Here is a 25256-nt window from a genome sequence, read left to right on the forward strand (position 1 = left end):
GTTCTATTCCTTATGCAGGGTCAGATACTTAGTTTGCCCAGCTTGCAAAAAGGCATCGCTGCAATTGGTGCTGAAACGATAAAGTAATTGTGTGACCCAGATCGATATTTACAGGGAGCCTGCCTTTCCGGCGTTGTTGTTATGCCCCCAGGTATTTACAGTGTGAGAAAGAATTATTTTGACTTTAGCGGAGCAGTTGAAGAATGACAAAGTATGCATTAGTCGGTGATGTGGGCGGCACCAACGCACGTCTTGCTCTGTGTGATATTGCCAGTGGTGAAATCTCGCAGGCTAAGACCTATTCAGGGCTTGATTACCCGAGCCTCGAAGCGGTCATTCGCGTTTATCTTGAAGAACATAAGGTCGAGGTGAAAGACGGCTGTATTGCCATCGCTTGCCCCATTACCGGTGACTGGGTGGCAATGACCAACCATACCTGGGCGTTCTCAATTGCCGAAATGAAAAAGAATCTCGGTTTTAGCCATCTGGAAATTATTAACGATTTTACCGCTGTATCGATGGCGATCCCGATGCTGAAAAAAGAGCATCTGATTCAGTTTGGTGGCGCAGAACCAGTCGAAGGTAAGCCTATTGCGGTTTACGGTGCCGGAACGGGGCTTGGGGTTGCGCATCTGGTTCATGTTGATAAACGCTGGGTAAGCTTGCCAGGCGAAGGCGGTCACGTTGATTTTGCGCCGAATAGTGAAGAAGAGGCCATTATCCTCGAAATACTGCGTGCAGAAATTGGTCATGTTTCGGCAGAGCGCGTGCTTTCTGGCCCTGGTCTGGTGAATTTGTATCGCGCGATTGTGAAAGCCGACAACCGCCTGCCAGAAAATCTCAAGCCAAAAGATATTACCGAACGTGCGCTGGCTGACAGCTGCACCGATTGCCGCCGCGCGTTGTCGCTGTTTTGCGTCATTATGGGCCGTTTTGGCGGCAATCTGGCGCTCAATCTCGGGACATTTGGCGGCGTGTTTATTGCCGGTGGTATCGTGCCGCGCTTCCTTGAGTTCTTCAAAGCCTCTGGTTTCCGTGCCGCATTTGAAGATAAAGGGCGCTTTAAAGAATATGTCCATGATATTCCGGTGTATCTCATCGTCCATGACAATCCGGGCCTTCTCGGCTCCGGCGCACATTTACGCCAGACCTTAGGCCACATTCTGTAAATCCTTCCTGTCAAATCGGGAGATAACTCTCCCGATAATCTTTTAAATCAAACAGTTAATCCTATTTTTCTTTGTGTCCCCTCACAAGGCCGACCTGCGTCACACTTCCGTACAGCGGGATTAATTCTCCAGTAAATGCATTATTTGTCTGGTAACGGCGATTTGTTTTGCACGTTCATAATTTCACTCATCAACTATCACTGAACGAGGAATTAACGATGAGTAAGAAACTGATTGCCTTATGTGCCTGCCCAATGGGCCTGGCTCACACCTTTATGGCCGCTCAGGCGCTGGAAGAAGCGGCGGTAGAAGCCGGTTATGAAGTGAAAATTGAAACCCAGGGTGCGGACGGCATCCAGAATCGTCTGACCGCGCAGGATATCGCCGAAGCGACCATCATCATCCACTCCGTGGCGGTTACCCCGGAAGATAACGAACGTTTCGAATCACGCGACGTTTATGAAATCACTTTGCAGGACGCAATTAAAAACGCTGCGGGCATCATCAAAGAAATCGAAGAGATGATTGCCGCTGAACAACAGTAATATTCGACAGGGATAATTGTTATGGCCATTAAAAAACGCAGTGCAACCGTTGTGCCTGGCGCATCCGGTGCGGCAGCGGCAATTAAGAATCCGCAGGCCTCTAAAACCAGCTTCTGGGGTGAGCTCCCGCAGCATGTGATGTCAGGGATTTCACGCATGGTGCCAACCTTAATTATGGGCGGTGTGATCCTCGCTTTCAGCCAGTTGATTGCTTATAGCTGGCTTAAAATTCCTGCGGATATCGGCATCATGGATGCTCTTAATAGCGGGAAATTCTCCGGTTTCGACCTCTCCTTACTGAAGTTTGCCTGGCTGTCACAGTCCTTTGGTGGCGTGCTGTTTGGCTTTGCCATACCGATGTTTGCCGCTTTTGTGGCGAACTCCATCGGCGGCAAACTGGCATTCCCGGCTGGTTTTATCGGCGGCTTGATGTCTACCCAGCCGACGCAACTGCTGAACTTCGATCCCAGCACGATGCAATGGGCGACCTCTTCGCCGGTGCCGTCCACCTTCATTGGTGCCCTGATTATTTCTATCGTTGCGGGTTACCTTGTGAAGTGGATGAACCAGAAAATCCAGTTACCGGATTTCCTGTTAGCGTTCAAAACCACATTTTTGCTACCGATTCTTTCCGCCATTTTTGTCATGCTGGCGATGTACTACGTCATCACCCCATTTGGTGGCTGGATCAACGGCGGTATTCGTGCCGTGCTGACTGCCGCAGGTGAGAAGGGCGCGCTAATGTATGCGATGGGTATCGCAGCAGCGACAGCAATCGACCTTGGTGGCCCGATCAACAAAGCAGCAGGTTTCGTTGCCTTCAGCTTTACCACTGACCACGTATTACCGGTCACCGCACGTTCTATCGCTATCGTTATTCCACCGATTGGTCTGGGTCTGGCGACCATTATTGACCGTCGTTTAACCGGCAAACGCCTGTTCAACGCTCAGCTTTATCCGCAGGGTAAAACCGCCATGTTCCTTGCCTTTATGGGGATCAGTGAGGGTGCGATTCCGTTTGCGCTGGAAAGCCCCATCACCGCTATTCCGTCCTATATGGTTGGCGCGATTGTCGGCTCAACCGCCGCTGTCTGGCTGGGTGCAGTTCAATGGTTCCCGGAATCTGCTATCTGGGCATGGCCGCTGGTCACTAACCTCGGTGTCTATATGGCGGGGATCGCGCTGGGAGCAATCATTACTGCGCTGATGGTGGTGTTCCTGCGTCTGATGATGTTCCGTAAAGGCAAATTGTTAATCGATAGCCTGTAAGAAGGACAATCCAGATGACATTACTCGCTTCGCTGCGCGACTGGCTTAAGGCGCAACAACTGGATGCAGTGCTTCTCTCCTCACGGCAGAACAAACAGCCGCATCTGGGGATCTCCACCGGATCAGGTTATGTGCTGATTAGTCGTGAAAGTGCGCACATTCTGGTGGATTCGCGCTATTACGCGGATGTAGAAGCCCGCACCCAGGGCTACCAGCTGCATTTGCTTGATGCGACGCACACGCTTACCACTATCGTCAGGCAAATCATTGCCGATGAGCAGTTGCAAACGCTCGGTTTTGAAGGCCAGCAGGTAAGTTGGGAAACCGCGCACCGCTGGCAGTCTGAACTCAATGCGAAACTGGTAAGCGCCACGCCGGATGTGCTGCGGCAAATCAAAACGCCAGAGGAGGTGGAGAAAATCCGCCTCGCCTGTGGGATTGCCGATCGCGGTGCAGAGCATATTCGCCGCTTTATTCAGGCGGGGATGAGCGAATGCGAGATAGCCGCTGAACTGGAGTGGTTTATGCGCCAGCAGGGCGCAGAAAAAGCCTCTTTCGATACCATTGTCGCCAGTGGCTGGCGTGGGGCGCTGCCGCACGGCAAAGCCAGCGACAAGATTGTTGCAGCGGGCGAGTTTGTCACTCTTGATTTTGGTGCGCTGTATCAGGGCTACTGCTCTGATATGACGCGTACCTTGCTGGTGAATGGCGAAGGGGTGAGCGCCGAATCTCACCCGCTGTTTGATGTGTATAACATTGTCCTGCAGGCACAGCTCGCGGCAATCTCCGCGATTCGCCCCGGCGTGCGCTGCCAACAGGTTGACGACGCCGCGCGCCGGATCATTACAGAAGCCGGTTATGGTGACTATTTTGGTCACAACACTGGTCATGCCATCGGCATTGAAGTCCATGAAGAGCCGCGTTTTTCACCGCAGGACACCACGACGCTACAGCCAGGGATGTTACTGACCGTGGAGCCGGGGATTTATTTGCCAGGGCGAGGTGGCGTGCGCATCGAAGATGTCGTGCTGGTTACCCCGCAAGGCGCGGAAGTGCTCTACGCCATGCCAAAAACAGTGTTGCTCACGGGAGAGGCATAATGGATTTATCGCTATTAAAAGCGTTGAGCGAGGCAGATGCGATCGCCTCCTCGGAACAGGAAGTGCGGCAGATCCTGCTGGATGAAGCGGATCGACTGCAAAAAGAAGTGCGATTTGATGGCCTGGGATCGGTGCTGATCCGCCTCAATGAATCGACAGGTCCGAAGGTGATGATCTGTGCGCATATGGACGAAGTGGGATTTATGGTGCGTAGCATCTCCCGCGAAGGGGCGATTGATGTCCTGCCAGTTGGCAATGTGCGCATGGCTGCCCGCCAGCTTCAGCCAGTACGGATCACTACTCGTGAAGAGTGCAAAATTCCCGGTTTGCTCGATGGCGAACGGCAGGGGAATGACGTCAGCGCCATGCGCGTGGACATTGGTGCGCGCTCGTATGACGAAGTGATGCAGGCAGGTATTCGTCCGGGCGATCGTGTCACGTTTGATACCACTTTTCAGGTTCTCCCTCACCAGCGAGTGATGGGTAAAGCCTTTGATGACCGCCTCGGTTGCTACCTGCTGGTGACGTTACTACGTGAGCTGCACAACGCCGAGCTGCCTGCGGAAGTGTGGCTGGTGGCAAGTTCCAGCGAAGAGGTGGGATTACGCGGCGGGCAAACCGCCACCCGCGCGGTGTCGCCGGACATCGCCATTGTGCTTGATACCGCCTGCTGGGCGAAAAACTTTGATTATGGCGCGGCTAACCATCGCCAGATTGGTAACGGCCCGATGCTGGTGTTAAGCGACAAGTCGCTGATTGCGCCGCCAAAACTTACCGCGTGGATCGAAACCGTCGCGGCAGAAATTGGCGTGCCGTTGCAGGCCGATATGTTCAGCAACGGCGGAACGGACGGCGGGGCGGTGCATTTAACCGGCACTGGCGTACCCACAGTGGTGATGGGGCCAGCAACCCGCCACGGACATTGCGCCGCATCGATTGCCGACTGCCGCGACATTTTGCAGATGCAGCAGCTTTTATCTGCCCTTATTCAACGTCTTACCCGTGAGACGGTTGTTCAACTGACGGATTTCAGATGATCTCCTGATTAACCCGGAGCGGTTATGTTAACGATTCAATTTCTCTGTCCTTTGCCAAACGGCCTGCATGCTCGTCCGGCGTGGGAACTTAAAGAGCAGTGCAGCCAGTGGCAAAGCGAAATCATCTTCATTAACCATCGCCAGAACGTAAAGGCCGATGTCAAAAGTTCGCTGGCGCTGATTGGCACCGGCACCTTATTTAATGACAGTTGCAGCCTGAACATTAGCGGCAGCGATGAAGAGCAGGCGCGGCGCGTGCTGGAAGAGTACATCCAGGTGCGCTTTATCGACAGCGACAGCGTCCAGCCGACGCAGGCAGAACTGACGGCACATCCACTGCCGCGTTCATTAAGCCGCCTGAACCCTGATTTACTGTACGGCAATGTGCTGGCAAGCGGCGTCGGCGTGGGTACGCTGACCCTGTTACAGAGCAACAGCCTCGACAGTTATCGGGCAATCCCGGCCAGTGCGCAAGACTCCACCTGGCTGGAACACAGCCTGGCAACGCTTGCCGAGCAACTGAACCAGCAGTTGCGCGAGCGTGACGGCGAAAGCAAAACTATCCTCAGCGCCCATTTATCGCTGATTCAGGATGATGAATTTGCAGGTAATATCCGTCGCCTGATGGCAGAACAGCATCAGGGGCTGGGGGCGGCGATCATCAGCAATATGGAGCAGGTTTGCGACAAACTTTCTGCCTCTGCCAGCGATTATCTGCGCGAGCGGGTCAGCGACATTCGTGATATCAGCGAACAATTGCTGCATATCACCTGGCCGGAACTGAAGCCGCGTAATAATCTGGTGCTCGAAAAACCGACCATTCTGGTGGCAGAAGATTTAACCCCTAGCCAGTTTTTGAGCCTCAATTTAAAAAATCTTGCGGGCATGATTCTGGAGAAAACCGGGCGCACCTCGCATACTCTGATTCTGGCCCGCGCCTCGGCGATCCCCGTACTGAGCGGCCTGCCGCTGGATGCCATTGCTCGCTATGCCGGGCAACCGGCGGTGCTTGACGCCCAGTGCGGCGTGCTGGCTATTAATCCTGATGACGCGGTGAGTGGTTATTATCAGGTTGCGCAGACGCTGGCGGATAAACGCCAGAAACAACAGGCGCAGGCCGCCGCGCAGCTGGCCTATTCCCGTGATAACAAGCGCATTGATATCGCGGCGAATATTGGCACCGCTCTGGAAGCGCCTGGCGCGTTTGCCAACGGCGCGGAAGGTGTCGGGCTGTTTCGTACCGAAATGCTCTATATGGAGCGCGACAGTGCGCCGGACGAACAGGAACAGTTTGAAGCATACCAACAGGTGCTACTGGCGGCGGGCGACAAGCCGATTATTTTCCGCACGATGGACATCGGCGGCGATAAAAGCATTCCTTACCTCAACATTCCCCAGGAAGAGAACCCGTTCCTCGGCTATCGCGCGGTACGAATTTACCCGGAATTTGCTGGCCTGTTCCGCACTCAACTGCGGGCTATTTTGCGTGCCGCCAGTTTCGGCAACGCCCAGCTGATGATCCCGATGGTTCACAGCCTCGATCAGATCTTATGGGTGAAGGGCGAGATCCAAAAAGCGATCGTTGAGCTTAAACGCGATGGCCTGCGTCATGCAGAGTCGATTACGCTGGGTATCATGGTGGAAGTACCGTCGGTGTGCTACATCATCGACCACTTCTGCGATGAGGTCGATTTCTTCAGTATCGGTTCTAACGATATGACCCAGTATCTGTATGCGGTCGATCGTAATAACCCGCGCGTATCGCCGCTGTATAACCCGATTACGCCATCGTTCCTGCGCATGTTGCAGCAGATTGTTACCACTGCGCATCAGCGCGGCAAATGGGTAGGTATTTGCGGTGAACTGGGCGGTGAAAGTCGTTATCTGCCGCTACTGCTTGGACTGGGCCTGGATGAGCTGAGTATGAGTAGCCCGCGTATTCCGGCGGTGAAAAGCCAGCTTCGTCAACTGGATAGCGAGGCGTGTCGGGAACTGGCGCGTCAGGCATGTGAATGCCGCAGCGCGCAGGAAATTGAAGCGTTACTTACCGCGTTTACGCCGGAAGAAGACGTTCGCCCGCTGCTGGCGCTGGAGAATATCTTTGTTGATCAGGCCTTTAGCAATAAAGAGCAGGCGATCCAGTTCCTGTGCGGCAACCTTGGCGTTAACGGGCGTACTGAACATCCGTTTGAGCTGGAAGAAGATGTCTGGCAGCGGGAAGAGATTGTCACTACTGGCGTTGGTTTTGGCGTGGCGATCCCGCACACCAAATCTCAGTGGATCCGTCATTCCAGTATCAGCATTGCCCGGTTGGTGAAACCGGTTGACTGGCAGTCAGAAATGGGCGAAGTCGAACTGGTGATTATGCTGACGCTGGGCGCTAACGAAGGGATGAATCATGTGAAAGTCTTCTCGCAGCTGGCGCGTAAACTGGTGAATAAAAACTTCCGCCAGTCGTTGTTTGCCGCGCAAGATGCACAAAGCATCCTGACGCTGCTGGAAACAGAATTAGCCTTTTAAATTAGCCCTGAAAACGGGCGCTGTACTCTCCCGGTGTCAGGCCAAACTGACGCCGGAAGACGCGACAAAAATAGTCGCTGTCCGGAAAGCCGCAACGCTGCGCCACTTCATGAATCGACAGATGATATTTCTGCAAAATCATCCTCGCCTTCGCCATTCGCACCCAACGCACATATTCGATAAAACGCATTGTTCCATGCTGCGCAAACAGTTTTGACAGATGATTGGGCGTGATATTAAAAAACTGCGCCACGTTCTCACGGGTGAGCGGCTGGGCATAATTATCCTGAACCCAGTTACAAATGCTGTGATAGAGAAAATCGCCGCGCGGCTGCGAATTACCCGGCGGCATATTCACCACGTTGCGGCAAAGATGCAGCAAACTTAACACCAGCGGCTGAATGATATTCTGCTCCAGCGGCGAACGGCTAAGATGGGTGAGGGCAGTAAGCATTGCTTCACCTTCGCCGCGTTGCAGGCTGGGAAGTTGGATCTGGCGAACCGGATGCAACAACGACGTGGTGCGGCTATCGTAATACGATAAACCAAGCCAGGTCGGCGCGAACACCAGACTTAACAGCATTACCGGTTTGTTGTTGACCGGTAAATTAGCCGCGCGCGCCGGAATAAACAGCATTTCTCCTTCCACTATATGTTGCTGCTTTGCTTCCAGCAGATTGCCGTATTCGCCGCGCAGCACGATATCCAGACGGGGAAAATCAATACATAAACTGCCCACCGGCAACGAGGCCGGCTGGCTGGCAAACCAGACGCGCCCCAGTAGTTGCGGGTTAAGCACCAGGCCGCTGAACAGATCGGCGAAAAATTGTTGATCGGCGGGCAAGCCTGTTGCTTTCATGAAAATCCCGATTACAGATGCATTAACTGCCTGAATTCTTTTACTTTGCTACGGCTGACTGGTACTTCAAAATCCAGATCTTTCAGTCGCAGAATGTAGGTGTTATTAAACCACGGTTCGATTTCGCGGATTTTGTTCAGATTGACACAAAATGAGCGATGGCAGCGGAAAAAATGTGACGGCGGCAGCTTGCTGCAAAACTCGGTAATGTTCATCGGCATTACGTAGGATTCACGCCGCGTATAGACAAAGGTCATTTTCTCGTGCGCTTCGGCGTAATAGATATCGTTAATTGGCGTGACGATGATTCGCTCATCTTTTACCAGATTAATGGTGTCATTCTCACGCGTTACCGTTGCGGCAGGCGTACTGCTGGTTTGCTGTTGCTGCCAGGCTGCTTCCAGCTTTTGCAGCATTCCTGTAATGCGTGATTCCTGATACGGTTTGAGAATGTAGTCAAACGCTTCCAGTTCAAACGCTTCTACCGCATGTTCTTTCCACGCGGTGATGAACACAATAAACGGTTTATGAGCAAACTGGCTGATGTTTTGCGCCAGCAACACGCCATCCAGCGACGGAATATTGATATCCAGAAAAATGGCGTCGACGCGGTTATGCTGCAAAAACTTCAACACGTCCAGACCATCGTCAAAGGTGCCGACAATCTCCATCTGGCTGTGCTCTTTAATCAGCCAGCTCAGTTCCTGTTGTGCCAGGAATTCGTCTTCAACAATGATGACTTTCACAATATCACTCCGGCTCAAAGCAATAACGTAGCCTGTGAGGCGACAGGGGTGCGTTGGTTAGGAATGTAAAACGCAATTTCCGTTCCTGGTTCCAGGCGGCGGATATGCAGCCCCTCGCCATACAATAACTTCACGCGATGATGGACATTCAGCAGGCCAATTTTATTGCCCGGCATTTCGTTCGCTTCGACCCGCTCAATGACTTTTGGATCGATGCCGTGCCCGGTATCTCGCACCGCAATGCGTACCCGATTACCGCACTCTGCAACGCTGATGGTGACAACGCCTTTACCTTTGCAAGGCTGAATACCGTGGACAATGGCGTTTTCCACCAACGGCTGGATCAGCAGGCTGGGAATGCAGCAATTGACCTCTTCATCAATATCATAGATAACCGTCAGCTTGTCGCCAAAGCGGGCCTGCTCAATGGCAATATAGTCTTTAATTTGATACAGCTCTTTTTTGATATCGATTTGCTCATCGTCTTTTAATTCAATGTTATAGCGCAGATAACGCGACAGATTAAAGATCAGCTGGCGAGCGGTATCCGGATTCAGACGGATCGACGATGAGATAGCATTCAGAGCATTAAACAGGAAATGGGGATTAATTTTGCTTTGCAGAGCGCGAAGCTCTGCCTTATTTGCCATTTCACGTAGTTGCTCGGCGCGTGAAACCTCCAGTTGGGTGGAGATGATTTGCGACAGACCGACCGCCATTTCCTGTAATGACGAGGTGATCTGATGCGCGTGGCAGTAGTAAATTTTCAGCGTCCCGGTCACGACCCCTTTCTCCCAAAGCGGGATCACCAGCATCGAGTGGATTTCCGGTGTACGGTGGGCTTCATCATTGTTTTTAATAATGATTTTTCCGTAATTCATTGCCTGACGCGTTGTTGGGCTAATGAAATCATCGCCATTCTGATAGTTGTGTTCCCCTACGCCAACATAGGCCAGCACATGATCGGTGTTGGTAATCGCTACCGCATCGGCGTGAATATCATCGCGAATAATTTCACAAACTTTGCGTAATGACTCGCTATTGACATGGCGAAACAGCGGTAGCGTTTTGTTGGCGATATCCAGCGCCAGCTTGGCCTGCCGCGCGGCGCTGGCCTCTTTTTCGCCCTCAACGCTTTGCACCAGCAGCACAATAAAGCCGATACAGACGCTACCGAGGATCATTGGAATCCCGATTTTAGAGACGATATCGATCCCCAACGCGGTAGTTGGTGCCCAGACAATCACCAGAATCATGGTCAACGTTTCACACAACATGCCACCGAGAATACCGACGCGCCAGCGCTGTGCTTTGGGGATTTTCAGGTTAATCCAGCCTGATATGCAACCCGCGAGAATACTGGTGATAAAGCACGGAATTGCCGTCACGCCGCCGATGTCAATTAAATAACGGTGAATACCCGCAATCACACCGGTTATGATGCCTACCCACGGGCCAAATAGAATTCCGCCTGACATCACCGCGATAATACGCACATTAACCAGCGAGCCTTCTACGGGCACGCCGGACCAGGTGCTGAACAGGGCGAACAGCGAGAAAATGGCGGTAACGGCGAGCAGCTCTTTTGGGGAGTGTGCCGACTTGTGCAACAGTTCGCGAAACAGGCGGATACGGATAAGAAAGAACAGGCAGATAAGCATTAACGCTGCCCGATCGAAGACCGCCAGCAGCATGTTGAATATTTCGTGCACGGGTGACTCTGAATAAGGATTAAACCTCTATGATAGGTAACCTGAAGGCTGATGACCAGCAGGCCGTTTTTGAGGAAAAACCACAATTTTAAAAGGGGATTGAAAGATAAATGGTGTATTAGCAATGCATCTCTTGATAATGCATATCTGTTTGGTAAATTTATTGAAATTATAATGTTAATAGATTGAGTGGTAATTTTCTTGTTAGCGTAGATAAATTTCCTGTTTTTAAAGCGGAGTTCCTCATTTAAGGCTATTAACAAAAATGTTCTAAAACGCTGGACAGACAGAAATTAATCAGGCTATTTTCAAAACAGCCACCATCGTGGCAGCGTCGCTCGGACGGTCCGGGCGCTCACGTTAATCTGAGGAAATTATGGCTGACACTCGCCCTGAACGTCGCTTTACGCGTATTGATCGTCTCCCACCCTACGTTTTTAACATTACCGCTGAACTGAAAATGGCTGCGCGTCGGCGCGGCGAAGATATTATCGATTTCAGTATGGGTAACCCGGACGGTGCGACCCCGCCGCATATCGTCGAAAAATTATGTACGGTGGCCCAGCGACCGGACACGCATGGTTATTCCACCTCGCGTGGTATTCCGCGGTTACGTCGCGCCATTTCCCGCTGGTATCAGGATCGTTACGACGTCGAGATCGACCCGGAATCAGAGGCTATCGTCACCATTGGCTCGAAAGAGGGGCTGGCGCATCTGATGCTGGCGACGCTGGATCACGGTGACACTGTACTGGTGCCTAATCCAAGCTACCCGATTCATATTTACGGCGCGGTGATTGCCGGGGCGCAGGTACGCTCAGTGCCGCTGGTGGAAGGTGTCGATTTCTTCAACGAACTGGAACGCGCCATTCGCGAAAGTTATCCGAAACCGAAGATGATGATCCTCGGCTTCCCGTCGAACCCAACCGCGCAATGCGTGGAACTGGAATTCTTTGAGAAGGTTGTGGCGCTGGCGAAACGCTACGATGTGCTGGTGGTCCATGACCTGGCCTATGCCGATATCGTCTACGATGGCTGGAAAGCGCCGTCAATCATGCAGGTGCCAGGTGCACGCGATGTGGCGGTAGAGTTCTTTACGCTGTCGAAAAGCTACAACATGGCGGGCTGGCGTATCGGCTTTATGGTCGGTAACAAAACGCTGGTCAGCGCGTTGTCACGTATTAAAAGCTATCACGATTACGGCACCTTTACGCCGTTGCAGGTGGCGGCGATTGCGGCACTGGAGGGCGATCAACAGTGCGTGCGCGATATTGCCGAACAGTACAAACGCCGCCGTGATGTACTGGTTAAAGGGCTGCATGAAGCGGGCTGGATGGTCGAAATGCCGAAGGCTTCGATGTATGTCTGGGCGAAAATCCCGGAACCATATGCGGCCATGGGCTCACTGGAATTTGCCAAGAAACTGCTTAACGAAGCGAAGGTCTGTGTCTCTCCAGGGATTGGCTTTGGCGACTACGGCGACACCCATGTTCGCTTTGCGCTGATTGAAAACCGCGATCGTATTCGCCAGGCGATTCGTGGAATTAAAGCGATGTTCCGTGCCGACGGTTTACTACCCGCCAGCAGCAAACATATTCACGAAAACGCGGAATAAACACCATCGCCAGAAATGCAAACAGGAGCCAGATGGCTCCTGTTTTTCATTGCACAGTTTGCTTTTAGATCATCAGGGCAAAAGTACCGGCCCAAACGATGACCATAAAAGAAATGCCCATAAAGAAATATTTCACTTTACATCTCTCCGCGTAATTACTGTTACGCCTGAATGACTTCATTACACCTGATACAGTGAGTTGACACCGGGCAAAACGACATTGAAAGTCCGTATTTTACCGTGGGCATCACCCCAGAATTCTGAGCTAAACTGCTCGAGACGGCGCTAATGTACGCCTAAAACTGAAACGAGACAAGAGGCATTTTCTTATTTACTTTTAGTAACTTACAGGTGTCTCATATCGGCGACAGTTTAATTTCTGACGGTAATAATTAGAGATTCAGCGAAGGAAAAAACCTTAAGAAAAAAGCCATAAAAACCATGAGGTTATTACGGCTGATTTGAGGAGGGAAAGAGTAAGAGCAGTTTGTTAAATGTATAACGACGATTCACCCACCGGGCGCGTTTTAAAGCGACGGTGGATCCAGAGGTACTGCTCCGGCGCGCGCATGATCTCTTTCTCGATAATCTTGTTCATATAGGCAGCGGCTTGATTTTCATCTGCCGGGTAGCCTTCCATCTCTGGGGTGATGTACAAACGATATCCGCTGTAATCCGCTTTTCTTACCATCGTTACGGTTAACATGGCTGCGCCAGAGAGACGTGAAAGGACATACGTACCATTGGTTGTGGCGACATTTTCCACCGCAAAGAACGGCGCGAAGGAGCTGCCTTTACGACCATAATCCTGATCGGGAGCAAACCATACCGCTTCACCTTTCTTCAGCGCGCCGACAATACCGCGCAGATTATTTCTGCCGATCATCGCTTTGTTAGAGCGCATGCGACCACGGGTCTGCACCCATTCCATCAGCTGATTATTATGCGGACGATAGGTGGCCATCATTGGCTGACATAGTCCCATCACGCGGCCGCCCAATTCCAGCGACATAAAATGGACGCCGACAACCATCACGCCACGATTTTGCAGTTGTGCGCGTTTGAGGTTATCCAGCCCTTCAACATCAAACCATTTACGTACGCGACTGTCGGGCCAGAACCATGCCATGCCGGTTTCTACCAGCGCCATGCCGAGTGAACGAAAGTTTTCGGCAATCATCTTCTCGCGCTCTTCAGCAGAATGCTGTGGGAAACAAAGTTCCAGGTTCTTACGGGCGATAGATTCACGACGTTTCAGGAATGGTCGCGCCATCGTGCCGATACGCGTGCCGAGAAAACAGAGAACAGGGTAAGGAAGCTGTACCCAAAGCCAGAGTACACCAAGCCCAAACCACGTGAGCCAGTAGCGAGGATGTAGAAACTCGCGGGAAAATTTGCATTTTGGAAACATAGTTACCTTCTGTAGATACGAATTGTTGTATCGCAGAAGATTCCATGTCGACAGCGGTACACTCAATTGATTGGGCCATCATGTACGACAATGGTTCCTGTAAAGAGTGTAAAGACTAGTCAGGACATAACCACGAGGAGCATGAATGCGGTGGCTCTACTTTATCACTGGCTGACTGCTTTCATCTACTGATTATTAATCGTGCAAAGTAAAAAATTTTCCGCACGCAATAGCGTTGCATTTAACGTGCTGTTTTCATTGATGCTTAGCAAAAATTGCCAGAGGTTAAGGATTGTCTTACTATTAAAGTGACTGAAGTTACAGGTTTTTTAGCGCGGCAGGAGGTTGAGCTATGATTTATTTATGGATGTTTCTCGCCCTGTGTATTGTCTGCGTAAGCGGATACATCGGTCAGGTACTGAACGTGGTCTCGGCGGTCTCTTCTTTCTTCGGCATGGTGATCCTCGCTGCACTCATTTACTACTTCACCATGTGGTTAACTGGCGGTAATGAACTAGTGACGGGGATATTTATGTTTCTTGCCCCGGCTTGTGGCTTGATGATTCGCTTTATGGTGGGGTATGGCAGGCGGTAGTAGTTCAGGATGGATCATTTGGGCAGGTGCTCACATCATCAACAGATATGATTGTTCACCTGCCATGTGACAGACGCTATCGCACAGGATGAATAAGATAATTCGCCTTTGTCGGAAAAGGGGGCGTGATGTCTTCTGTGAGATTTAATGGTGGCGCATCTTCTCTCATCTTAAACAAAATCGCCTGTGATGGTTGAAGTTTTGTAGAATGAGTTGTCGTCATCACTGACGTTTTTTCTGTCTCTTTATAGCTCGTCTCACTTCCACCACCAGAAATGGAAAATGCAAAAACATTGCATGCCATAATAGAGACCAATAAAAATAAGCTAAAAAGCATTAAGTTTACTTTCATAGAAAGTTATCCTGAGAATGGCTCACTGAGAACCTACGATGTTATGGCTGTATTTACATTTAATTAATCAGTATTTACATCGATATAATAAATGACATCTCTTTGTGGTATATAAGAATAGTTCTCTGCGACAGGAAGCATATTCCTACAATTGTAAGACTAAAATACTTCTTGCGATAATAACTACAACTGTAAGATAACCCTTTCAAAATGACCGTTGCTCTCTGATTTCTCATTTCATGCTCACCCAATATGATGGCGGCGTTTTCTAAAACTGTTAAAGAATGAGGTAAGTATGAAACGTTTAATTATGGCTACGATGGTCACAGCGATTTTGGCATCATCAACTGTATGGGCTGCTGATAATGCACCGGTAGCAGCACAACAGCAAACTCAGCAAGTTCAGCAAACCCAGAAAACTGTAGCAGCAGAGCGTATCTCTGAACAGGGTTTATATGCGATGCGTGACGTGCAGGTAGCGCGCCTGGCTCTGTTTCATGGCGATCCGGAAAAGGCAAAAGAACTGACCAATGAAGCTTCCGCTTTGCTGTCAGATGACAGTACTGAATGGGCAAAGTTCGCTAAACCAGGTAAAAAGACCAATATCAATGATGACCAATATATTGTCATTAATGCATCTGTCGGAATTTCTGAGAGTTATGTAGCGACACCAGAAAAAGAAGCAGCGATAAAAATTGCTAATGAAAAAATGGCGAAAGGGGATAAAAAGGGCGCAATGGAAGAGCTTCGCCTGGCCGGTGTTGGTGTAATGGAAAACCAATATCTGATGCCGCTTAAACAGACTCGTAATGCACTTGCTGATGCGCAGAAACTGCTTGATAAAAAGCAATACTACGAGGCAAACCTGGCGCTTAAAGGTGCGGAAGATGGAATCATCGTCGATAGCGAAGCACTGTTTGTGAACTAATGCTGACAGGCAGCATATTGAAGTAAAAGATTTTACTCCCTCCTGGCGACAATTTTTTATGACCACAATACGACCGATTGTGGTCATAAAATTATTTGGCGCTCGCGGTTCTATAAACACGCATTTTCTATTCCTCAAAGTAAACATCAATAATCCCGTGTCATCACGAAATCATTGTTTATGTTATGTTTTATGGTACGATTTAAAAATCGTAATCATTTCCCTAACTGTAAATCACAATCGCTTCTTACAGTTGTAAGAATAACATCACAAATGTCGCGGCTCTCTCTGATTACCGCAAACCAATATTTATCATATTCTTATTTTCGTCCTCACTACTTACCATGCAGAAAGGAATTGGAAGTGGCGATGAAATGATTTTCAGCACTTGATACAGGAATTTAAAAATATCGAGTGCAGCTACGACGATATTTTGCGGATTATTTATAGAGGGCGTTATGCCTTAAATAAACGCTAAATATAACATATATTTAATTAACTAATAGGTATTGCTATGTCAACTCCACTTCAAGGAATTAAAGTTCTCGATTTCACCGGTGTGCAATCTGGCCCATCTTGTACTCAGATGCTGGCGTGGTTTGGCGCTGACGTCATTAAAATTGAACGTCCCGGCGTTGGTGACGTAACGCGTCGCCAGCTGCGAGATATTCCTGATATCGATGCGCTTTACTTCACCATGCTTAACAGCAACAAACGTTCTATTGAATTAAATACCAAAACAGCGGAAGGCAAAGAGGTAATGGAAAAGCTGATCCGCGAAGCTGATATCTTAGTCGAGAACTTTCATCCAGGGGCCATTGATCACATGGGCTTCACCTGGGAGCATATTCAGGAAATCAATCCACGTTTGATTTTTGGTTCGATCAAAGGGTTTGATGAGTGTTCGCCTTATGTGAATGTAAAAGCCTATGAAAACGTTGCTCAGGCAGCGGGTGGCGCGGCATCCACTACGGGTTTTTGGGACGGCCCGCCGCTGGTAAGCGCTGCAGCGTTGGGTGACAGCAACACCGGAATGCATTTGCTGATCGGTTTACTTGCTGCTTTGCTGCATCGCGAAAAAACGGGGCGTGGGCAACGAGTTACCATGTCAATGCAGGATGCCGTGTTGAACCTTTGCCGCGTGAAATTACGTGACCAGCAGCGCCTCGATAAGCTGGGTTATCTGGAAGAATACCCGCAGTATCCGAATGGCACATTTGGCGACGCAGTACCACGCGGTGGTAATGCGGGTGGTGGCGGTCAGCCTGGCTGGATCCTGAAATGTAAAGGCTGGGAAACCGATCCTAACGCCTATATTTATTTCACTATTCAGGAGCAAAACTGGGAAAACACCTGTAAAGCTATCGGCAAACCAGAATGGATTACCGATCCGGCATACAGTACAGCTCATGCCCGACAGCCACATATTTTCGATATTTTTGCTGAAATCGAAAAATACACTGTCACTATTGATAAACATGAAGCGGTGGCCTATTTGACTCAGTTTGATATTCCTTGTGCACCGGTATTAAGTATGAAAGAAATTTCACTTGATCCCTCTTTGCGCCAAAGTGGCAGTGTTGTCGAAGTGGAACAACCGTTGCGTGGAAAATATCTGACAGTTGGTTGTCCAATGAAATTCTCTGCCTTTACGCCGGATATTAAAGCTGCGCCGCTATTAGGTGAACATACCGCTGCTGTATTGCAGGAGCTGGGTTATAGCGACGATGAAATTGCTGCAATGAAGCAAAACCACGCCATCTGATATTAACGGGGGCTTCTGGCTCCCAATTTATAAAAATTTCGAGGTTATTAATCATGTCAGATCAACTTCAAATGACAGATGGTATGCATATCATCGTTGAAGCATTAAAACAGAATAATATTGACACTATTTATGGTGTTGTAGGTATTCCTGTGACGGATATGGCGCGCCATGCCCAGGCGGAAGGCATTCGTTATATTGGTTTTCGTCATGAGCAATCTGCAGGCTATGCGGCTGCGGCAAGCGGTTTTCTTACCCAAAAGCCAGGGATCTGCCTGACCGTTTCTGCGCCAGGATTCCTCAATGGTTTGACCGCATTGGCCAACGCAACAGTAAATGGTTTTCCGATGATCATGATCAGCGGCTCTAGCGATCGCGCGATCGTTGATCTCCAGCAAGGTGATTATGAAGAGCTGGACCAAATGAATGCGGCAAAACCCTATGCCAAAGCGGCATTCCGCGTTAACCAGCCGCAGGATCTTGGCATTGCGTTGGCACGCGCTATCCGGGTCTCCGTTTCGGGTCGCCCTGGCGGTGTTTATCTTGATTTGCCAGCAAATGTCCTGGCTGCGACGATGGAAAAAGACGAGGCATTAGCCACTATTGTTAAAGTTGAAAACCCATCGCCAGCGTTATTGCCATGCCCGAAGTCAGTCACTAGTGCAATTTCGCTGTTAGCAAAAGCAGAACGGCCATTAATTATCCTTGGTAAAGGCGCGGCGTATTCACAAGCTGATGAGCAGCTTCGTGAGTTTATTGAAAGTACCCAGATTCCATTCCTGCCAATGTCTATGGCGAAAGGGATCCTGGAAGATACGCATCCACTTTCTGCGGCGGCTGCGCGTTCGTTTGCGCTGGCAAATGCTGATGTTGTCATGCTTGTTGGGGCGCGACTGAATTGGTTACTGGCGCACGGTAAAAAAGGATGGGCGGCAGATACACAGTTTATTCAACTGGATATAGAACCGCAGGAAATTGACAGCAACCGCCCCATTGCTGTGCCAGTCGTTGGCGATATTGCATCCAGTATGCACGGTATGCTGGCAGAACTGAAACAAAACACATTTACGACTCCACTGGTGTGGCGCGATATTTTAAATATCCACAAGCAGCAAAATGCGCAAAAAATGCATGAAAAGTTAAGTACAGATACCCAACCATTAAATTACTTTAATGCATTGAGTGCGGTGCGCGATGTATTGCGCGAGAACCAGGATATTTATTTAGTTAATGAAGGGGCAAATACCCTGGATAATGCACGAAATATTATTGATATGTATAAACCACGTCGTCGTCTGGATTGTGGCACCTGGGGTGTCATGGGCATCGGTATGGGCTATGCCATCGGTGCTAGCGTGACCTCTGGTTCTCCGGTTGTCGCCATTGAAGGTGATAGTGCTTTTGGTTTCAGTGGGATGGAGATTGAAACGATTTGTCGATATAACCTACCGGTGACAATCGTTATTTTTAATAATGGCGGCATCTACAGAGGAGACGGTGTTGATCTCAGTGGCGCTGGTGCACCATCACCAACAGATCTATTGCACCATGCAAGGTATGACAAATTAATGGATGCATTTCGTGGCGTTGGATATAACGTCACCACGACAGATGAGCTTCGTCATGCGTTAACCACCGGTATTCAGTCGCGCAAACCGACCATTATTAATGTGGTCATCGACCCAGCAGCAGGAACTGAAAGTGGCCATATTACCAAACTTAACCCAAAACAAGTCGCTGGTAATTAAATACTGACATCGTCTCCTCTTGCCAAATCATTATCGATGGTGAGGGGACCCTTATCGGAAATACTATTATGCTAACATTTTTTATTGGCGATTTATTGCCTATTATCGTAATCATGCTGTTGGGTTATTTTAGCGGCAGACGAGAAACTTTTTCAGAAGATCAAGCCCGGGCATTTAATAAACTGGTATTAAACTACGCTCTTCCTGCGGCCCTATTTGTTTCTATTACCCGGGCAAACAGGGAAATGATTTTTGCGGACACTCGCCTGACCCTTGTATCACTTGTGGTTATTGTCGGATGTTTCTTTTTCTCCTGGTTTGGTTGCTACAAATTTTTTAAACGTACCCATGCAGAAGCAGCAGTATGTGCATTAATTGCAGGTTCACCTACCATTGGATTCCTGGGGTTTGCAGTTCTCGACCCTATTTATGGTGATTCCGTATCAACAGGTTTAGTGGTAGCAATTATTTCTATTATTGTTAACGCAATTACTATTCCTATTGGTCTGTATTTGCTGAATCCCTCCTCAGGAGCGGATGGTAAGAAGAATAGCAATCTGAGCGCGTTAATCTCTGCGGCAAAGGAGCCAGTCGTATGGGCACCTGTTCTGGCAACGATCCTGGTGTTGGTTGGGGTAAAAATTCCGGCAGCATGGGATCCAACCTTTAATCTGATTGCGAAGGCCAACTCAGGGGTAGCGGTATTCGCTGCGGGTTTGACTCTGGCTGCACATAAATTCGAGTTCAGTGCTGAAATTGCTTATAACACCTTCCTGAAGCTGATTCTGATGCCACTGGCACTGCTTCTCGTTGGTATGGCATGTCATTTGAACAGCGAACATCTGCAGATGATGGTACTGGCAGGCGCATTACCGCCGGCATTCTCCGGAATCATTATTGCCAGCCGGTTTAATGTCTACACCCGCACTGGTACAGCGTCATTGGCTGTTAGCGTGCTGGGTTTTGTCGTCACGGCTCCCTTGTGGATTTATGTCAGTCGACTGGTTTCATAATTAATCATGTTATTAATTTTCATAAATGCCGAAGAGTCTTTTCACCTTCGGCTTTTTTTCAAGGCATAAGCAAATGACAAATACTGAAAGCAAAGGCCCATTTGAAGGGTTATTAGTTATTGATATGACTCATGTCCTTAATGGGCCTTTCGGAACTCAACTTCTTTGTAATATGGGCGCAAGGGTAATTAAAGTTGAGCCGCCAGGTCATGGTGATGATACCCGCACATTTGGTCCCTATGTGGATGGACAGTCACTCTATTACAGTTTTATTAATCATGGCAAAGAGAGTGTGGTTCTTGATTTAAAGAATGTCCACGATAAAAGTATATTTATAAATATGCTTAAACAAGCTGATGTATTAGCCGAGAATTTCCGCCCAGGTACAATGGAAAAAATGGGGTTTTCGTGGGAAACGCTACAAGAAATCAACCCACGTCTCATCTATGCTTCATCGTCAGGTTTCGGACATACCGGTCCGCTAAAAGATGCTCCGGCCTACGATACCATTATTCAGGCAATGAGTGGAATAATGATGGAAACGGGATATCCTGATGCTCCGCCAGTGCGTGTTGGCACCTCTCTTGCAGATCTCTGTGGCGGTGTCTATTTATTCAGTGGAATCGTGAGTGCGCTTTATGGCCGCGAAAAGAGCCAGCGAGGGGCGCATGTCGATATCGCGATGTTTGATGCCACTCTGAGTTTTCTGGAGCATGGACTGATGGCATATATCGCGACAGGGAAGTCACCACAACGCCTGGGAAATCGCCATCCCTACATGGCTCCTTTTGATGTGTTCGATACTCAGGATAAACCAATTACTATTTGTTGTGGTAATGACAAGCTTTTTTCTGCGTTATGCCAGGCACTGGATCTGACGGAACTTGTTGATGATCCCCGATTTAACAGCAATATTTTACGCGTACAAAACCAGGCTATTCTTAAACAATATATTGAGCGGACGTTAAAAACGCAGGCAGCTGAAGTTTGGTTAGCCAGAATACATGAAGTTGGTGTACCCGTAGCGCCGTTATTAAGTGTGGCTGAGGCCATTAATTTGCCACAAACTCAGGCGAGAAATATGTTGATTGAAGCCGGGGGAATAATGATGCCGGGTAATCCGATAAAAATCAGCGGCTGCGCGGACCCGCATGTTATGCCGGGAGCGGCAACGCTCGACCAGCATGGGGAACAAATTCGCCAGGAATTCTCATCGTAAATGTTAGATGTGCTGGTAAATAGCTCCCACATTTGAACATTGTGGGAGCCGCTATTTAGTCATTTTGTTGACAGAAAACCGCAATCTCCTGGTCTAACTCTGCAATGTGTTCTTTAACAGAGTTCAGCAACTTAAGAATTTCAGGCTTGCTGTCATCTGAAACGGGCGTTATTTCTAACTGGTGGCTAAGATTAATCAACTTTTGCAAATTCAGGATGTTAGCCGCACCGTGGATGCGATGAATACACTGATGGAAAGTTCTGTTATCGCCAGCTTCTAACGCATGAAACGCAGCGGGTAGATCTTTATGCGTTTCATGCTGGAAAGTCATGAGAATCTCCTGCATCAGTTGTAGATCGTTCGCCGTATTATTTTTCAGGGCCTCGATATCAAGGTGGCGATACTGAGGTGCAATATGTGCAACCTGGTGTAACTGACTTAAATGTGTTTTCAGTACATCCAGGGTTAACGGTTTGAACAAACATAAGTTCATGCCGCAATTTAACCCTTTTTCACGTTCGTTAGCCTGTGCGTTGGCTGTAAGCCCCCAGATGGGTAAGGAAGAATTTTGCTCACGGAGTTTGCGAGTCAACTCAAAACCATCCATATTCGGCATATTAACGTCAGTAATAAGCAGATCATAATGTTGCATACTGACTTTGTGTAGCGCTTGCACACCATCAGTTGCTTCATCAACATCATATCCTAATAGGTTTAGCTGGCGTTTGAGTAATAGCCTGTTGGTCGGATGATCATCCGCGATTAATATGCTCAACTTTTCAGGGAGTGTCATAGGTTGTTCTGCTTTTGCCTCGACAGTCGCCACTTGTTGGGTAATTTCTACCGGGATTGTGATCGTAAATGTCGTTCCTATGCCTGGATGACTTTCTAATGACAAATCGCCCTGCATGTTTTTAATTAATTCTTTGCAGATCATTAAGCCTAAACCAGAACCTGTTTGCTGACGACCTGCTGTTGTTTGGCTATAGCGTTTAAACAGTTGTTGTTGTTCTTCCTGCGATAATCCGCTTCCGGTGTCCATAATGGTCATTTTGATAACAGCGTGGTTGTCATCAATATGAACCAGGGAAGTCGTAATTTTTACTGCCCCCTCGGTGGTAAATTTAAGGGCATTACTCAGTAAATTAGACAGCACCTGCTTAAATGCTTGAGGGTCGATTTTAACCAGGTAGCGTTCAGGAAGCGTGCTGCTGCAATTTAACGCGATGGATTTGCTTGCAGCAATCGCACCGAAAGAATGACAAGTGTTTTGGACTAAAGTAGGGATATCGACCCATTGTGGTTGAAGTTGATAGTTACCCGACTCAATTTTGTCGACATCAAGGATTTCACCAATTAAGCCGAGGAGCGACTGTCCGGTGGCGTAAGCAAGTGAAATCGCCTCCACACGTTGCTCCTTGCTAAGACCTGAACCCGACAGAAGTTCCAGGAAGCCCATAATGGAGCTTATTGGTGTTCTTATTTCGTGACTCATTGTTGCCAGGAACTGGCTTTTTGCGACAGTTGCATTGATCGCTTTATTTCTTTCTACTTCGAGTGCATGAATTAAATCACGCGTCTCGGTAATATCTTGCCAACCACAAATATATACTGCATTGTCACTTGCAGGTAAATTACATAATGTATGCCAATGATTAATGCATCTTTTTTCAGTACCATTATTAATTTCAAAAACTTGGCTATATATTGTTCTGTTTTCTTTCGTTTCTGCTGTGACTTCATGCACATTAGAAAAAACATCTTTAAAGGGGGAGTCACTGTTTTCTAATGGTAACATTGCATTTTTGTAGTAATCAGCAGTGAAATAATGTTCAAATGCACTATTGTGACTAATGACATTACCTTGCCAGTTTACAACATAAGTTGGATTCGGTAAGGAATCCGAGAGTGCTTTCCGGAATGATATTTGGTTTTCTAAATCACCCTGAATTACCTTACGACGACGAACTGAGCGTAACAGGTAGAATCCCCATAAAAGGCTACTGCCAACTAATAAAACGGATAAAGTCGTAACAATGTAAAATTGCTCACTATAGAGGTCCCATGTGTCAATGGTCACATTGGGCATTTTGATCCATTTTTCCGTCAGGCGCAGAACTTCGCTTGGGGGAATTGCATTCAATGCTTTATTAATAATATCCTTAAGTTCTGGTTCTCCGCGAGGAAAAGCGAACGAAAGCGATGCATTCTCAACGCCGGGAATAAGAAAATGATAAAGCTCATTAGGATAGTAATGGTCGATCATGTAACGCGAATTTAGCTGTGTCGCGACCAGGGCATCAAGTTCACCTTCCTTAACCTTGTGAAATGCAGCGCTAGCATTATCGACTTGTATCCACTCAACCTCCGGATACATCTCTTTCAATTGCGAATGAAGCTCATAATAATATGGAATGGCAACTTTCATTCCTTTTTTTAAAGTTTGTTCACTATCAGGCGCTTTTTGCATGACGAAAACGTAAGGCGTTGTTATGAAGGCTTCAGCAAATAAAACATTATTTTCTCGATCTTCACTATAAATAGCACCAGGTAATATATCCCATCCACCGGGATTAAGCTGTGTTCCGGCATGGATATTGTGTGAAACGGTGATCGGAGAAAAATTTAAACCTGTTTGCAAGGTAATAATATTAAGAATATCCCCCATAACGCCCCGAACCGAGCCATTTTCATCAGTCATAGAATAGGGAGGGGAGTAAGGATTTTCCAGCACCTTTAAATCGGGATGTTGCTTAATCCACTGTTTTTCATGTTCAGTGAGTTCTAATGGTTTGTTCAGAAAGGCCAGGTTTCCTGTATCAAGCCAATTTTGTGATACTTCATAGCGAACTTCATTTGTTAAAGCATCAACAAACCGATTGAGTACTTCATTAAGAATGACGGATTCTTTTCTGGTCAAGAAAAAATTATATTGACGCGGCGAGTTATAATATTTCACTACATTTAAGGAGTGAGTGAAATAGCGGGAAATCATACTGCTGGTAATGATGTTACTACCAATAAAGTAATCATTATGTCCGGTAGAAACGGATGCTAATGCCTGATATAAATTTGTAAAAGAGATAATTGTTGCTTTTGGAAATGATTGATGAATTACCTCGTCTGGGGGGTAATTTGCTACCCGAGCAATATTTACTGGTTTTGGTGAGGTAAGCGGTCGCATTGAGTCGTGAAGGGTGGTTACCAGCGCCGGAAAGGTAATTATCAATGGTTTGGTTGCAGCAATGTCATTATTAAGAGGCGGAGAAGTAACTAAATGTGATAACACTATATCGACTTCACCTTCTGCAAGCGCGTCCATTGCTTTTTGATGATCTGCGTATTCCCGGAGTGTTAATTTGATATTTAACGCTCTTTTTAAAAGATTTAAATAATCCGCATTAATACCACGAACCCGTTGCTGCGAATCGGTATGCAACAACGTAGCCGTTTGGGACTTGTGTACTGCAATCACAAGATTTTTTTTGCTCGCTAACCAACGTAATTCCTTGTTGCTCAGACGTAGTGGATCAAGCGTGACACGGTTGTTACTACTGATGCCACGATATTCGATGTAATCTTCGTCTGCGAAACTTATGGTCGACCAAAGACCACAACAGAGAAGAAAAAAATAGGGTAAAAACTTCATGTGA

Annotated in this window: 20 protein-coding genes; 13 read left to right on the forward strand and 7 right to left on the reverse strand. The window is 48.2% G+C overall.

All coding sequences use genetic code 11. The features are described 5' to 3' along the window. The first annotated feature begins 203 nt into the window (after positions 1–203). The 6 genes from glk (at position 204) to ptsP (ending at position 7640) form a co-directional block, all read left to right on the forward strand. On the forward strand, positions 204–1169 hold the full coding sequence (gene glk / locus AABJ99_RS07340) for a glucokinase (RefSeq protein WP_000170346.1): 966 nt from the start codon (positions 204–206) through the stop codon (positions 1167–1169). Positions 1170–1387: 218 nt separating this feature from the next. Beyond that, positions 1388–1714, forward strand: a complete 327-nt coding sequence (gene fryB / locus AABJ99_RS07345) for a PTS fructose transporter subunit IIB (protein ID WP_000038455.1) — start codon at positions 1388–1390, stop codon at positions 1712–1714. 21 nt (positions 1715–1735) lie between these two features. Continuing rightward, the gene (fryC, locus tag AABJ99_RS07350; RefSeq protein WP_000985313.1) at positions 1736–2983 is read left to right on the forward strand and encodes a PTS fructose transporter subunit IIC; all 1248 of its coding nucleotides are present in this window, start codon (positions 1736–1738) and stop codon (positions 2981–2983) included. Between the two features lie 14 nt (positions 2984–2997). Then, on the forward strand, positions 2998–4083 hold the full coding sequence (ypdF, locus tag AABJ99_RS07355) for an aminopeptidase (RefSeq protein WP_000173229.1): 1086 nt from the start codon (positions 2998–3000) through the stop codon (positions 4081–4083). Continuing rightward, the gene (gene ypdE / locus AABJ99_RS07360; protein WP_000365995.1) at positions 4083–5120 is read left to right on the forward strand and encodes an aminopeptidase; all 1038 of its coding nucleotides are present in this window, start codon (positions 4083–4085) and stop codon (positions 5118–5120) included. Before ypdF ends, ypdE begins: the two co-directional genes overlap by 1 nt. Before the next feature lie 24 nt (positions 5121–5144). Then, on the forward strand, positions 5145–7640 hold the full coding sequence (gene ptsP / locus AABJ99_RS07365) for a phosphoenolpyruvate--protein phosphotransferase (protein WP_338387524.1): 2496 nt from the start codon (positions 5145–5147) through the stop codon (positions 7638–7640). 1 nt (position 7641) lies between these two features. On the opposite strand, the gene ypdC is transcribed toward ptsP, so the two are convergent. Genes ypdC through ypdA form a run of 3 tightly spaced genes read right to left on the reverse strand, consistent with a single transcriptional unit; the run spans position 7642 to position 10957 of the window. Continuing rightward, positions 7642–8499: an AraC family transcriptional regulator gene (ypdC, locus tag AABJ99_RS07370; RefSeq protein WP_000648314.1), complete on the reverse strand. Its 858-nt coding sequence runs from the start codon at positions 8497–8499 to the stop codon at positions 7642–7644. Positions 8500–8510: 11 nt separating this feature from the next. After that, on the reverse strand, positions 8511–9245 hold the full coding sequence (gene ypdB, locus AABJ99_RS07375) for a two-component system response regulator YpdB (RefSeq protein WP_001295458.1): 735 nt from the start codon (positions 9243–9245) through the stop codon (positions 8511–8513). A gap of 14 nt (positions 9246–9259) precedes the next feature. Next, entirely contained in the window at positions 9260–10957 is a 1698-nt protein-coding gene (gene ypdA, locus AABJ99_RS07380) for a two-component system sensor histidine kinase YpdA (RefSeq protein ID WP_000544359.1), read from the reverse strand. Between the two features lie 376 nt (positions 10958–11333). On the opposite strand from ypdA, the gene alaC reads away from it, so the two are divergent. Then, positions 11334–12572: an alanine transaminase gene (gene alaC, locus AABJ99_RS07385; RefSeq protein ID WP_039020918.1), complete on the forward strand. Its 1239-nt coding sequence runs from the start codon at positions 11334–11336 to the stop codon at positions 12570–12572. Between the two features lie 64 nt (positions 12573–12636). On the opposite strand, the gene ypdK is transcribed toward alaC, so the two are convergent. Beyond that, positions 12637–12708: a membrane protein YpdK gene (ypdK, locus tag AABJ99_RS07390; RefSeq protein ID WP_010723117.1), complete on the reverse strand. Its 72-nt coding sequence runs from the start codon at positions 12706–12708 to the stop codon at positions 12637–12639. Positions 12709–13062: 354 nt separating this feature from the next. Then, the gene (lpxP, locus tag AABJ99_RS07395; RefSeq protein WP_039020917.1) at positions 13063–13983 is read right to left on the reverse strand and encodes a kdo(2)-lipid IV(A) palmitoleoyltransferase; all 921 of its coding nucleotides are present in this window, start codon (positions 13981–13983) and stop codon (positions 13063–13065) included. A gap of 352 nt (positions 13984–14335) precedes the next feature. On the opposite strand from lpxP, the gene yfdY reads away from it, so the two are divergent. Further along, complete coding sequence (yfdY, locus tag AABJ99_RS07400; protein WP_000639883.1) at positions 14336–14578, forward strand: YfdY family protein; 243 nt, start codon at positions 14336–14338, stop codon at positions 14576–14578. Between the two features lie 76 nt (positions 14579–14654). On the opposite strand, the gene ypdI is transcribed toward yfdY, so the two are convergent. Continuing rightward, positions 14655–14930, reverse strand: coding sequence for a colanic acid biosynthesis lipoprotein YpdI (gene ypdI, locus AABJ99_RS07405; RefSeq protein ID WP_000867670.1), 276 nt, complete (start codon positions 14928–14930; stop codon positions 14655–14657). 295 nt (positions 14931–15225) lie between these two features. On the opposite strand from ypdI, the gene yfdX reads away from it, so the two are divergent. The 5 genes from yfdX (at position 15226) to yfdE (ending at position 21603) form a co-directional block, all read left to right on the forward strand. Next, positions 15226–15858 carry a YfdX family protein gene (yfdX, locus tag AABJ99_RS07410; protein ID WP_000825610.1) on the forward strand — a complete coding sequence of 211 codons (633 nt, stop codon included), beginning with the start codon at positions 15226–15228 and terminating at the stop codon, positions 15856–15858. A 514-nt stretch (positions 15859–16372) separates the two neighbouring features. Continuing rightward, the gene (gene frc, locus AABJ99_RS07415) at positions 16373–17623 is read left to right on the forward strand and encodes a formyl-CoA transferase (protein ID WP_000106772.1); all 1251 of its coding nucleotides are present in this window, start codon (positions 16373–16375) and stop codon (positions 17621–17623) included. A 53-nt stretch (positions 17624–17676) separates the two neighbouring features. Further along, positions 17677–19371, forward strand: a complete 1695-nt coding sequence (oxc, locus tag AABJ99_RS07420; protein WP_039020916.1) for an oxalyl-CoA decarboxylase — start codon at positions 17677–17679, stop codon at positions 19369–19371. Between the two features lie 68 nt (positions 19372–19439). After that, positions 19440–20384, forward strand: a complete 945-nt coding sequence (yfdV, locus tag AABJ99_RS07425; RefSeq protein WP_000955028.1) for a transporter YfdV — start codon at positions 19440–19442, stop codon at positions 20382–20384. 73 nt (positions 20385–20457) lie between these two features. Next, complete coding sequence (gene yfdE / locus AABJ99_RS07430; RefSeq protein WP_039020915.1) at positions 20458–21603, forward strand: CoA:oxalate CoA-transferase; 1146 nt, start codon at positions 20458–20460, stop codon at positions 21601–21603. 55 nt (positions 21604–21658) lie between these two features. Here the strand turns inward: yfdE and evgS are convergent, their stop codons facing one another. Next, on the reverse strand, positions 21659–25252 hold the full coding sequence (evgS, locus tag AABJ99_RS07435) for an acid-sensing system histidine kinase EvgS (protein ID WP_105277562.1): 3594 nt from the start codon (positions 25250–25252) through the stop codon (positions 21659–21661). Positions 25253–25256 lie beyond the last annotated feature (4 nt).

Origin of the sequence: Escherichia coli, from assembly GCF_036503815.1 — a bacterium.
In the GTDB taxonomy this organism is placed as follows: Bacteria; Pseudomonadota; Gammaproteobacteria; order Enterobacterales; family Enterobacteriaceae; genus Escherichia; species Escherichia coli_F.